Source organism: Bacillus sp. BC05(2025), from assembly GCF_056725905.1.
The window spans coordinates 66,585-78,968 of the sequence record NZ_JBWYRA010000007.1; the positions used below are offsets into that span (position 1 = coordinate 66,585).

A 12,384-nucleotide genomic window follows, 5' to 3' on the forward strand; every position below is an offset into this window, starting at 1 on the left:
CTCACATATATGTTAGCGCTTCCAAAACACTTCAACTACTACTACAACTGTATTCAATTTTTATATAAAAAGATTTTTGAATATTTTCTCAACTTTCTCTTGTCAAACATTGTCAATTTATATTAAAATAACAACAACATACAAAATATTTAGTCTTTTCAGAAAAGATGGAGGGATAGCCATGAAGAATCCACTTCTTCGCATTGAAAACTTACAGACTTCCTTTCGTATACAAGATCAATATCATGCCGCAGTTGATGATGTTTCGTTAACTGTCCATGAAAATGAAATTGTCGCGATAGTCGGTGAATCAGGTTGCGGAAAAAGTGCACTTGCCCTTTCCATTATGCGACTGCATAATGAAGCAAATACAAAATTACAAGGGCAGCTTTACTATAGAGATAAGGACTTGCTCAGCATGTCAACCGCTGAAATAAACAAAGTACGCGGTTCAAATATCGGAATGATTTTCCAAGAGCCTCTTACAGCTTTAGATCCTCTTATGACAGTTGGAAAACAAATAGAAGAAAACTTAGACTACCACACAAATCTTTCGAAATTAGAAAAGAAAGAACGCACCTTAGAACTACTTCATCAAGTTGGTATTCCAAAACCAGAACTTACATATAAACAATACCCACACGAATTATCTGGCGGAATGAGACAAAGAATTGTTATCGCAATTGCAATTGCTTGCAAGCCTGGACTCATCATTGCAGATGAGCCGACAACCGCTCTAGATGTAACAATTCAAGCGCAAATTTTAGATTTATTACGTTCCATTCAAGAACAAACGAAAATGGGCATCATCTTAATTACTCATGATTTAAGTGTTGTTGCTGAAACAGCTGATCGCATCATCGTTATGTATGCAGGACAAATTGTGGAAACAGGAACTGTTGAAGAGATATTTAATAATCCTCTTCATCCATATACTCGTTCCCTATTAAACTCAATCCCATCTGCATATGCTGAAAAAGAAAAATTGCATGTAATTCAAGGGGTTGTACCAACATTAGCTAAACTTCCACGCACAGGTTGCCGTTTCCAAGCACGAATTCCATGGATTAGACCTGATCAACACGAGGAAAATCCAGTTTTACATGAAGTAAAACCAAACCATTGGGTGCGTTGTACTTGCTACAAGCATTTCAACTTCCAAGATAAGAAAGGAGATGATGTAACTCATGGCACTGCTTAAAGTAGAAGATTTAAAAGTACATTTTCCAATTAAAGGCGGTATTTTCGGTCGTACATTAGACTACGTTCGTGCTGTTGATGGCGTAAGCTTCGAATTACAAGCTGGCGAAACATATGGCATCGTTGGAGAATCTGGAAGCGGCAAATCAACAACTGGAAAAGCAATTATGCACTTAACGAAAGCGACGGGCGGTAGTATTCATTTTAATAATAGAGATTTAACAAAGTTAAGTCGCTCAGAACTAAGAGAACAACGAAAAGATATTCAAATGATTTTCCAAGATCCTTATTCATCCTTAAACCCAAAGAAACGTGTTATGGATATTATCGCGGAACCACTTCGGAATTTTGAGAAACTCTCACCCGACGAAGAACGTAGAGCTGTTCAAGATTATCTTGATAAAGTCGGCTTAAATCCGGAGTCTATTTATAAATATCCACATGAATTTTCCGGTGGGCAAAGACAGCGGATTGGTATCGCACGCGCTCTTACATTAAAGCCAAAACTTATTATCGCTGATGAACCTGTATCAGCACTGGATGTTTCTGTACAAGCCCAAGTTTTAAACTTCTTACAAGATTTACAATCTGAACTCGGACTAACGTACTTATTTATCAGTCATGATTTAGGTGTAATTCGCCATATGTGTGACCGTATTGGTGTTATGTATCGCGGACGCATTGTGGAAGAAGCAACTAGTGCTGAAATTTATAACAATCCACAGCACATCTATACGAAGCGCCTAATATCAGCTATTCCTGATATTCGTCCAGAACACCGTGAACAACAACGTAAATTGCGTCGTGAAGTAAGCGCTGAGTACGAAAAATCATATGAAAATTATTTCAATGAAAATGGACGTGCTTACGATTTAAAACCAATCTCGCCAACTCACCGGGTGGCATTACCATAAGGGAGTGATAAAACATGTGGAAATTTATATTACGCCGGATTTTAGTTATGATACCACAATTATTCATATTAAGCGTACTCGTCTTTACACTTGCTAAAGCAATGCCAGGTGATGCATTAAGTGGCGCTGAACTAGCAAACCCAAAAGCCGATCCAAAAGTAATTGAAGAACAACGTGAGAAACTTGGATTAAATGATCCTATTCCCACACAATATGTAAGGTGGATTTCAAATGCCATACAAGGGGATTTCGGTATTTCTTACGCACATAAAATACAAGTAACAGATATTATTGGGGAACGCCTTGGTAATACAGTGTTGTTAGCTCTTTTAATTCTTATTCTTACTTATTTAATCGCCATTCCACTTGGCGTTATAAGTGGACGTTGGAATGATACGTGGGCTGATCGATTCATTACACTCTATAACTTTTTAGGATTTGGTACACCCCTATTTATTTTTGGATTAGTAATGTTATTCTTATTCGGCTTTTTATACCCAATCTTCCCTACAAGTGGTAGCGTTGATCCACAAGTGGCAGCTGGATCATTTGATTACTATTTAAGTAAATTAAATCATATGATTTTACCAGCTTTATCTGGAGCATTAATTGGCACAGTAGGAACTGTACAATATTTACGAAGTGAAATTATTGATACGAAACATAAAGATTTTGTACGCACAGTAAAAGCAAAAGGTGTACCAGAATCTAAAGTATATTCCAGACATATTTTACGAAATTCATTTTTACCAATTGCAGCATTTTTAGGATATGAAATTACAGGTTTAGTTGGTGGCTCTATTATTCTAGAAAATATTTTCGGCTACCCAGGAATTGGACAACTATTTTTCCAATCTATCACTCAACGTGATTTCAGTGTCGTAACTGCTCTTGTATTATTTACTGGATTCGCAACGCTACTCGGGACTCTTCTTTCCGATATTATTCTAAGCATCGTTGATCCACGTATTCGTATTGATTAATGGAGGTGAAGAAACGTTATGTTAGCAAATCCTGAAAAACAAACTGAAGTCATTCATTACGAAAAGAGCCCTTCTGGTTTCTCCATTATGTGGCGAGAATTTCGTAAAGATAAACTAGCAATGTTTTCCCTATTCTTTTTAGCTTTAATATTAATAGCCGTTTATACAACTTCATTTATTATGAAACAAGAAGATATCGTTCGAGTCGATTTGTTCGCCATTTATGATCCTCCTTCAGCTGAACATTGGCTAGGAACTGATTATGGTGGCCGTGATATTTTCGGACAATTAATTATTGGTACACGTAATTCCTTTACAGTTGGTTTAGCCATCACTCTTTTATCAACTCTTATCGGTCTTACGATGGGACTAATTGCTGGCTATTTTGGAGGAGTTGTCGATAACATCATCATGCGTTTTATCGATTTTATGATGATTTTGCCATTCTTAATGATTGTTATCGTATTTATCTCACTCGTTCCAACTTTCAATATTACTACATTTATTCTCATAATGACCGCTTTCTTATGGGTCGGAAAAGCAAGGCTTATACGCTCTAAAGTATTAACTGAGAAAGAACTTGATTACGTATCTGCATCCAAAACGTTAGGAACACCAAATTGGAAGATTATCTTTCAGCAAATATTACCTAATTTAAGTTCTATTATTATCGTAAATATTACATTAAATCTTGCTGGTAACATCGGGATTGAATCTAGTTTGACTTACTTAGGATTTGGTCTACCAGAAAGTACACCGAGTCTTGGTACACTTGTAAGTTACGCAACAAACCCAGATGTATTGCAAGAAAAATGGTGGATTTGGTTACCCGCATCAATCATGATTTTAGTGTTGATGCTGTGTATAAATTTTATTGGTCAAGCGTTAAAACGTGCGGCTGATGCGAGACAAAGAAAAGGATAAGGGGTGGAGAAGTTATGAACAAACCAAAACTGTACAAAGTATTAAGTACACTTGCTGCTTCAACATTATTACTATCTGCATGTGGGGGTGCTGATAGCGGTAGCAAAAAAGCAAATACGAAAAAAGTAGAAACAAATAAATTTAGTGCTGCTGTAAAAAATGATGGCAAAGAGATTAAAGACGGATCATTAACATATGGACTCGTTTCAAATTCACCTTTTGCTGGTGTTTTAAGTAGAGTACTATATGAAGTTGCTCCAGATTCAGAAATTATGGATTTCTTTGATGAACAATTATTAGCTACAGATAAAAACTGGGAAATTACAAATGACGGTGCTGCAACGTATACAATTTCTGAAGATAAAAAAACAATTACTATTAAAGTTAAAGATAATGTAAAATGGCACGACGGTAATCCTGTAACAGCTGAGGATTTGGAATACTCTTACTTAATTATTGGTAATAGTAAATATACAGGTATCCGTTACGATACACAAATGCAAATGATTGAAGGGATGGAAGAATATCATACTGGAAAAGCTGACAAAATTTCTGGTATTAAAGTAGTCGATCCAAAAACAATTTCTATTACTTATAAAGAAGTAAACCCTTCACTGAAAACTGGTATTTGGACATATCCTACACCTAAAAAATATTTAGGCGACGTACCAATTGAAAAACTAGCTGAATCTGATAAGATTCGTCAAAATCCAATTGGATTCGGACCATTTAAAGTGAAGAAAATCGTTCCTGGTGAATCAGTTGAGTATGAGCGCTTCGATGACTATTGGGCTGGTAAACCAAAGTTAAAAAATGTAACATTAAAAGTTGTAAATCCATCTATTGTTAGTGCATCTCTGAAAAAAGGTGATATTGATATTGCAGCAATTACCGCTGATCAATATCCGAACGTAAATAAATTAAAAAACACACAACTAATTGGTAAAACTGACCTTGCTTACACTTATATCGGATTTAAGTTCGGACATATGGACAAAGCAAAGAACGAAGCTGTAATGGATAAAGATAAATTCAAAGACGTTCGTTTACGTCAAGCGATGGCACATGCAATTGATAGAGAAAAATTAGCAGAGAAAGTATATCACGGACTTCGCGTTCCAGCTAACTCTCCAATTCCACCATCTATGCCAAAGTATCATAATAACGATGTTGGGGCATATAACTTAGATGTAGATAAAGCGAAAAAACTATTAGATGAAGCTGGCTATAAAGATAAAAATGGTGACGGATTCCGTGAGGATCCAAAAGGTAATGAATTTAAAATTAACTTCCTAGCTAGTAACGGTAGCGAAACAAGTGAACCACTGGCTAAATTCTATATTCAATCTTGGAAAGATATCGGCTTAAAAGTAGAACTTGTTGACGGACGATTACATGAATTTAATGCTATGCGTGACATGATTAAAAAAGATGATCCAAAGGTTGATATTTTCTCTGGTGCTTGGAACACTGGTTCTGATCCGGACCTTTCTGGTCTATGGGGTAAAAATGCTGGATTCAACTATCAACGCTGGGTAAATGATGAAAATACTAAATTATTAGACGCTGGCTTATCAGAAAAAGCTACTGATGAAAAATATCGTAAAGAAGTATACGATAAATGGCAAAAATTAATTCATGACGAGGCACCGATGATTCCAATTCATTACACATTCGATTTAACAGGTGTTAATAAGCGCGTGAAAGGTTTCAATGTCAACACTGAAGTGAACCAAATTACTTCACATTGGAAAGACGTTACTGTAACAAGTGAGAAGCCAGAAGTAGAAAAATAATCATAAAAATAGCTCTTAGCATTTACTTACTACTGCTAAGAGCTATTTTTTATTTACAATCCTTCTCTTACTAAGTATAACAACCAATTCCTTCCCGACTCTACTATTAAAAGATTTGATGAATCATCTTTATTACAACAGCTAACGTAACGGATGCAGCAAATCCCCCTAAACAAATAAGACCGACACCTTGGCTATATGATAAATTTTGAAATACTTTCATCTTTTTCATCCTCCCTCTCTCCCCTTCGATATGTTTATTTTACCAATGGAATAATTTTCATAACATCGATTTCACTAACAACAAACTTACAAATTTGTAAGTTAACATCTTTTTAGCTTATATATCTAGTATTCCCACAATTAAGGGGCATTTATACATAAAAAAAGACCCTAGCTATCCTAAGGTCTTAGTTACATTCTATTTCACTTTATAATCATCACCGGGCATTTCACTCGTTTTGCTATTTTATGACTTACACTACCAAGCACCATCTCTTGCAGTGTATTTAAACCTCTACTTCCAGCTATAACAAGGTCTATATCCCCTGTATTTACATATTGAACGATTGTATCTCCAGGATCACCATGTAATATTGTAATTGTATAAGGGATGTTCTCTTTCTTTAATAAACCTTCAATCTCTTTTAATTTATCTTTTCGGCTAGCCGATATTGTTTCTAAATCTGTTTGGCCTTGTATAATATCTGATTTTGCTGTTCTATTATCTACTACGTACACAACTTCAACATTTGTTTCTTCACTACATTTCGCAATATATGTTGCATGTTCCGCTGCTCGAAGCGCATGTTCAGAGCCGTCACATGCTAATATAATTTGTTTGTACATATGCTGAATCCCCTTTTCGTTATCCTACTCGTATTATATAATAAAGCCCCCTAAAAAGGAGGCTTCTAACTAGCAATTCTTTTATTATAAGTAGCTAAATTTGAAATAATCTTCGAGCTTCGTTCATTTAATCCCGTTATACTTACTTTCACGCCACTTTGTTCATACTTCATAATAACTTTATCAATTGCTGCTACCGCTGAATCATCCCATACGTGTGCGTGAGTAAAATTCAACTCAATTTCTTTTACATCTTTCTCAAATGAAAAGTGATTTATAAGGTCCGCTGTAGATGCAAAGAAAAGTTGACCATGAATTTCGTATATTTTCTTATTTTCAATATATAAATGTTTCACGTGAATCTTTGCCATATTGAATGCAAATAAAACCGCACTAATTACTGTTCCGATAATTACACCTAATGCTAAATTATGTGTAATTAAGACAATCACAACTGTTACGATCATAACAAATGCATTCCCTTTTGGTACTTTATGAATCGTTGTTACAGAGTTCCAATCAAATGTTCCGATTGAAACCATAATCATAACTGCAACTAATGCTGCCATCGGAATATGCACGACATAGTCACCTAAAACGAATAGTAATACGATTAAAAATCCGCCTGCTACAAATGTTGATAAACGACCGCGTCCACCTGATTTAATATTAATAACAGATTGTCCAATCATTGCACATCCTGCCATTCCTCCGAAGAAACCAGCAACAATGTTTGCAATACCTTGCCCACGTGCTTCTTTATGTTTATTACTTTCCGTATGCGTCATATCATCTAAAACTGACGCTGTTAATAAAGACTCTAGTAAACCGATAATTGCAAGCATAACTGCATACGGTAAAATAATCCCTAATGTCTCAAGTGTAAAAGGCACATCAGGCATGCTAAAGAACGGTAATTCTTTCGGCAAGCTTCCCATATCCCCTACTGTTTTTAACTGTAATCCGCTCATAATTGCAATACTTGTCACAATAATAATAGAAATAAGTGTAGACGGTACAGCCGTCGTAATACGTGGGAATACATATATAATTACAAGTCCTAATGCGACAAGTGCATACATTTGCCAAGCGGCATTTTTAAAATGTGGCAATTGCGCTGTAAAAACTAAAATTCCAAGTGAATTTAAAAAACCACTCATAACAGATTTCGGAACAAACTTCATAAATGAGCTCAGTTTGAACACACCAAAAATAATTTGGACAATCCCCGTTAATATCGTTGTAGCAAATAAATATTGCAAACCATGATCTTTCACGAGCGTCACCATTAACAATGCCATTGCACCTGTTGCAGCTGAAATCATCCCAGTTCTTCCGCCAACAAATGAAATGGTAACTGCAATACAAAAGGCTGCGTATAATCCAACGGTCGGATCCACACCTGCAATAACTGAGAAAGCGATCGCTTCAGGAATTAACGCTAAAGCAACGACAATTCCTGATAGCACATCTCCTTTCACGTTGGAGAACCAATCATTTTTTATCGTTTGAAACAAAATACCACTCCTCTACTCTTTTCTCATTTGATTTTCTCCATAAGAAAATCTAAGCCGACTGCACGAAGGCTATTATATAACGAGTAGAGGATTTTGCGCTATGTAAAAGTTTCCTAAAAAAAGACGCTACCTTCATAGCGTCTTCTCTCATTTCATTAATGTCCACCGTGCCCTTGACCACTTTCTTGTACAATCTCTAACCTCTCATCCAATATACCTTGTGTTTCAAATGAAATATCACTCGTACTTCCTAATAAGAAACCGTGATTATACGGTCCAAGCGTTGGGTCATCTTTAAATTTCGGCTGAATAGTAGCAAGGAAGTCATACACTGGTTGTGAAGCTTTACCTTCTTCTAACAATACGACAGGTGCGTGTTTACCCATATGTGAAAATGGTGCTCCTGCGACTGCTAAGTCTGGTGTTTTGCTTGAAACGAATGATAAACCATGACCTGGTTTTGTGAACCCCCATCCAAATTTTGTTTTTTCATCTTTAAACTTCGCAAAGGCAACAGAATTTTCTGTTGGGGTCTCACCACTAATACGCGTTACTTTCCCGTATTTACTTAACTCTTTTTCCACTGCTTTTGAAATGATTTTTTCTGGTCCTAATACATATATATTCACTCTCTCTTTTCTCACCTTTAATGCCTCTATCGTTGCTTCTGGCACCTTATCTTTCTCTGTATATAAAAGTGGTTCTGGCATATGAGAGATCCAATTTACAGCTGGTGTTGTATATAAACGTCCTTCTTCTTCAGACGAACCGATAATAACACTATTCGGGTAGCTTCCTGTTATATCGGCATATTCTTTATCCACATCTTTAGCAAATGTAGCTGGATCCGTTTCTTTTATTTGCTTTACTTTATAATCTTTTAATTGCTCAAGGGTAGATGCGCCGACATCCCCCATCACCATAATTTGTGTTCCATCTTTCGTTCCGAGCGGATTTAATCGTTTTATTTCTTTTAACGTCATTTCGGGTACCTTTTCTTTTTCTATAAATAGAATCGGTCCGTTATTTGGATGATGAATCAGGTCTGCACTTGCAATACCTAATTGCCACTCGTTTATTGGTACTAAAATAACAGCGCCTGGCTGATTCTCTTTATGCGTTGCTGGCCATATCGTTTGCGAAGTTAATACTGCCATTTGCAAAGGATCGTTTGTGTTTAATCTCGTTACATTTTTTAAGCTTGTCGTTAATAAATCATTCGATGCACCTTCGTTCATTTCTTTCGGCGCAGTTACCTCCTGATTCATTTTCATCTCCTTTTGCTCTGTTTTTTTCTCTTCTTTCGATTCATGATTTTTATGATCCGTGTTCGTTTGTCCACATGCAGCAAGACCAACTGCTGTAATTATTGTTATCCCAAAGATTCGGGTCATCTTTTTCACTATACCGCCTCCGTATAAATCGTTTTCGAGCCAATATCATTACCTAAAATGGAATTTCAACTTTACAATAACAAGCAATTCTGAAGAAATTATGCAGATGCATGATAATCTGCACCATTTCTTCATGATTTTGACTTACAATTTAAGTAATAACTACAAATGCGGAGGTACTCTATGGTCGATATACTACTCGTAGATGATGAACCAAGAATGCTTGAATTATTAACACTTTATCTTACTCCAATCGGATACAACTGCGTATGTGCAGTGTCCGGGGAAGAAGCTATTTCACATATAGAAAATCGAAACTTCAAATTTGTTTTACTTGATATTATGATGCCAAAGATGGATGGGTGGGAAACGTGCAAAAGAATTCGATCATTTAGTAACGTTCCTATCATTATGGTAACTGCTCGTGATCAAACAGTAGATGTCATCCAAGGGTTAAAACTCGGAGCGGATGATTACGTAACGAAACCTTTCCATGAAGAGGAGCTTTTCGCAAGAATTGAAGCTGTTTTAAGGCGAACGAATCAACACGCGCAAATCCAATATCATGGAATTTTATGGGATGAGGCAAAGCATTTCGTCTCTGTCGATAATGAAGAACTTCTTCTCACTCCAATCGAATTCTCTTTACTCGGATTATTTTTACGTCATGTGAACTACGTATTAAGTCGTGATCAGCTCATTGAACGAATTTGGGGATTAAATACAAATACAGAAGATCGAACAGTCGATTCACATATTCGCAATTTACGTGATAAACTACGAAAAGTAAATTTCCCTATTGATCACCATTTAAAAACGGTTTACGGAGTCGGGTATCGATGGATTGATACTTTAGATTAAGGAGCAAAACGATGAAACGAATTTCTATTCAGCTCGGATTTTATTTTTTAATTGTTACACTTTTAATCGAAAGTGTTCTATTTGTCTTGCTTTATTATAGCCTTGTCAACAATAGAGTAAATGAAGAAATGACAGCTTTATTAAAGCGCGGAAATAGTCACAGAGATGTCCTTGAAAAGTATTTTGATAAGCAAACAATCTCACATGTTGCGCTAATGGAATCCGAAGCCGAAACGACTGTTGTTATTACAAATGCAAATAAGGATGTACTAGCCAAATCCAACGAAATAAATACTACTATAAAAAAGCATATTGAAAAGATGCAAACACGGACAGATCATGAAGGCGCAATTATAGAGAATCATTGGAAAACATCTAATTATATATGTACAGTTAGTCCCATTGTAGTAGATGGAAAACATGAAGGCTATGTGTACATGTTTCTTGGGACAAAATCTATTGAAAAAATGGTGAATGGGCTAACAATACAATTCATTATTGCCGGAGTCATTACGTTTCTATTAACAGCCATTACTATCTTTCTCTTATCACGGTTGTTAACAAAACCATTGTTACACATGAAACATGCCACTGAAAAACTGAGTAAAGGTGATTTATCAGTTTCATTAACGACTACTCGAAATGATGAAATTGGTGAACTAGCATCGTCTATTCAAACGCTTGCTAATGATTTACATTATATGAAAACAGAGCGAAGTGAATTTCTAGCAAGCGTTGCTCACGAATTACGAACACCATTAACGTACGTAAGAGGCTACGCTGACATTGCTTTAAAAGAAAGCACATCTCCTGAGCAACGGTTGCGATATTTATCTATCATAAAAGATGAGTCTGATTACATTACAAACTTAGTTCAAGATTTATTTTCACTTGCACAAATGGAACAACATAACTTTTCTATTCAAGTAAAGGAAGTACATTTACACACCTTCCTGACTCGCATAGTCGAAAAAGTAAATGCTATGTATAAAGAAAGGTACATTACAGTTTCTTTCTCTTGCCCTCCTACTCTGCTAGTAAACTTAGATGAACAACGATTCGAACAAGTTGTGATGAACATTTTAAATAACGCTTATAGACATTCAAAAGAACATTCTCATATAAACATTTCTGTTATAGAAGAACATAAAAGTATTTCTATTACAATTGAAGATGAAGGCGAAGGTATTCCGTCTGAAGATCTCCCTCACATTTTCGATCGCTTTTATCGAGTTGATAAAGCAAGATCACGAGCTACCGGTGGAACTGGTTTAGGGCTATCTATCGTGAAAGAAATTGTAGAGCTACACGGCGGGAATATTACTGTAACAAGCGAATTCAATCACGGATCTTGCTTTATTATTTCATTGCCATCTATACAAAAACACGACTATTGATGGTAGTCGTGTTTTTGTATCATTTTACTTTATAATATAAATTTACAAATTGCCCAAAACGTTTCGTATCTGTTAAAGTTAAATTAATTTCCGGGTTCTTATCTTGGAATAACGGAACTCCAGAACCTAATATATGCGGTGTAATTGTAACAACATATTCATCAATTAAATTATTCTTAAAGAATTCTCTTAGTAGACTTCCTCCACCGACCATCCATATTTTAGATCCTTCTTGTGCTTTTAACCTTTTTGTAAACTCCACTACATCTTCATTTACAAACTCTACGTGTTCGTTTGAACCTTTTTCTGAGTTAGAAAAAACATAACATTTTTTATCTACATACGGGAATGGTTCTATATGCTCTACTACATAATCGTACGTTCTTTTTCCCATGATTATTGTATCAATTGTTTCATACATTTCTGTATAACCGTTATCTCCCTCTCCTTCCGTTTCCATTAACCACTCTAAATCATCATTTTCTTTCGCAATATATCCATCTAAACTCGCCGCAATAAATAAAACAATTTCACGTGACATCTCTTTTC

At 35.7% G+C, this 12,384-nt stretch carries 12 protein-coding genes; 7 read left to right on the forward strand and 5 right to left on the reverse strand.

All coding sequences use genetic code 11. The features are described 5' to 3' along the window. Positions 1 to 181 precede the first annotated feature (181 nt). The 5 genes from ACZ76X_RS20610 to opp4A are packed head-to-tail and all read left to right on the forward strand — an operon-like array spanning position 182 to position 5,817. On the forward strand, positions 182 to 1,201 hold the full coding sequence (locus ACZ76X_RS20610) for an ABC transporter ATP-binding protein (RefSeq protein WP_098669134.1): 1,020 nt from the start codon (positions 182 to 184) through the stop codon (positions 1,199 to 1,201). Next, positions 1,188 to 2,114, forward strand: a complete 927-nt coding sequence (locus ACZ76X_RS20615) for an ABC transporter ATP-binding protein (RefSeq protein ID WP_098669133.1) — start codon at positions 1,188 to 1,190, stop codon at positions 2,112 to 2,114. Before ACZ76X_RS20610 ends, ACZ76X_RS20615 begins: the two co-directional genes overlap by 14 nt. 14 nt (positions 2,115 to 2,128) lie before the next feature. Beyond that, positions 2,129 to 3,097 carry an oligopeptide ABC transporter permease gene (gene opp4B / locus ACZ76X_RS20620; RefSeq protein WP_098669132.1) on the forward strand — a complete coding sequence of 323 codons (969 nt, stop codon included), beginning with the start codon at positions 2,129 to 2,131 and terminating at the stop codon, positions 3,095 to 3,097. Positions 3,098 to 3,115: 18 nt separating this feature from the next. Continuing rightward, a complete protein-coding gene (locus ACZ76X_RS20625; RefSeq protein ID WP_000880733.1) occupies positions 3,116 to 4,021 on the forward strand; it encodes an ABC transporter permease in 906 nt (301 codons plus the stop codon). A 14-nt stretch (positions 4,022 to 4,035) separates the two neighbouring features. Further along, positions 4,036 to 5,817 carry an oligopeptide ABC transporter substrate-binding protein gene (opp4A, locus tag ACZ76X_RS20630; protein WP_479851541.1) on the forward strand — a complete coding sequence of 594 codons (1,782 nt, stop codon included), beginning with the start codon at positions 4,036 to 4,038 and terminating at the stop codon, positions 5,815 to 5,817. A gap of 106 nt (positions 5,818 to 5,923) precedes the next feature. On the opposite strand, the gene ACZ76X_RS20635 is transcribed toward opp4A, so the two are convergent. The 4 genes from ACZ76X_RS20635 to ACZ76X_RS20650 form a co-directional block, all read right to left on the reverse strand. Beyond that, the gene (locus tag ACZ76X_RS20635) at positions 5,924 to 6,049 is read right to left on the reverse strand and encodes a DUF4027 family protein (RefSeq protein ID WP_458466761.1); all 126 of its coding nucleotides are present in this window, start codon (positions 6,047 to 6,049) and stop codon (positions 5,924 to 5,926) included. A 194-nt stretch (positions 6,050 to 6,243) separates the two neighbouring features. Continuing rightward, entirely contained in the window at positions 6,244 to 6,666 is a 423-nt protein-coding gene (locus ACZ76X_RS20640; protein WP_000277995.1) for a universal stress protein, read from the reverse strand. Positions 6,667 to 6,731: 65 nt separating this feature from the next. Continuing rightward, positions 6,732 to 8,183 carry a SulP family inorganic anion transporter gene (locus ACZ76X_RS20645; RefSeq protein WP_479851542.1) on the reverse strand — a complete coding sequence of 484 codons (1,452 nt, stop codon included), beginning with the start codon at positions 8,181 to 8,183 and terminating at the stop codon, positions 6,732 to 6,734. A gap of 155 nt (positions 8,184 to 8,338) precedes the next feature. Then, complete coding sequence (locus tag ACZ76X_RS20650) at positions 8,339 to 9,586, reverse strand: cell wall-binding repeat-containing protein (protein ID WP_479851543.1); 1,248 nt, start codon at positions 9,584 to 9,586, stop codon at positions 8,339 to 8,341. Between the two features lie 174 nt (positions 9,587 to 9,760). On the opposite strand from ACZ76X_RS20650, the gene ACZ76X_RS20655 reads away from it, so the two are divergent. Next, entirely contained in the window at positions 9,761 to 10,438 is a 678-nt protein-coding gene (locus ACZ76X_RS20655) for a response regulator transcription factor (protein ID WP_479851544.1), read from the forward strand. 11 nt (positions 10,439 to 10,449) lie between these two features. After that, entirely contained in the window at positions 10,450 to 11,835 is a 1,386-nt protein-coding gene (locus ACZ76X_RS20660; protein ID WP_479851545.1) for a sensor histidine kinase, read from the forward strand. A gap of 19 nt (positions 11,836 to 11,854) precedes the next feature. Here ACZ76X_RS20660 and ACZ76X_RS20665 read toward each other — a convergent pair whose 3' ends face one another. Then, positions 11,855 to 12,376, reverse strand: coding sequence for a dihydrofolate reductase family protein (locus ACZ76X_RS20665; protein ID WP_479851546.1), 522 nt, complete (start codon positions 12,374 to 12,376; stop codon positions 11,855 to 11,857). Positions 12,377 to 12,384 lie beyond the last annotated feature (8 nt).

Excerpts from the sequence above, each read along its gene's own strand:
- ACZ76X_RS20610 (WP_098669134.1), top strand. The coding sequence starts at position 182 with ATGAAGAATCCACTTCTTCGCATTGAAAACTTACAGACTTCCTTTCGT.
- ACZ76X_RS20615 (WP_098669133.1), top strand. The coding sequence starts at position 1,188 with ATGGCACTGCTTAAAGTAGAAGATTTAAAAGTACATTTTCCAATTAAA.
- opp4B (WP_098669132.1), top strand. The coding sequence starts at position 2,129 with ATGTGGAAATTTATATTACGCCGGATTTTAGTTATGATACCACAATTA.
- ACZ76X_RS20625 (WP_000880733.1), top strand. The coding sequence starts at position 3,116 with ATGTTAGCAAATCCTGAAAAACAAACTGAAGTCATTCATTACGAAAAG.
- opp4A (WP_479851541.1), top strand. The coding sequence starts at position 4,036 with ATGAACAAACCAAAACTGTACAAAGTATTAAGTACACTTGCTGCTTCA.
- ACZ76X_RS20635 (WP_458466761.1), bottom strand. The coding sequence starts at position 6,049 with ATGAAAAAGATGAAAGTATTTCAAAATTTATCATATAGCCAAGGTGTC.
- ACZ76X_RS20640 (WP_000277995.1), bottom strand. The coding sequence starts at position 6,666 with ATGTACAAACAAATTATATTAGCATGTGACGGCTCTGAACATGCGCTT.
- ACZ76X_RS20655 (WP_479851544.1), top strand. The coding sequence starts at position 9,761 with ATGGTCGATATACTACTCGTAGATGATGAACCAAGAATGCTTGAATTA.
- ACZ76X_RS20660 (WP_479851545.1), top strand. The coding sequence starts at position 10,450 with ATGAAACGAATTTCTATTCAGCTCGGATTTTATTTTTTAATTGTTACA.
- ACZ76X_RS20665 (WP_479851546.1), bottom strand. The coding sequence starts at position 12,376 with ATGTCACGTGAAATTGTTTTATTTATTGCGGCGAGTTTAGATGGATAT.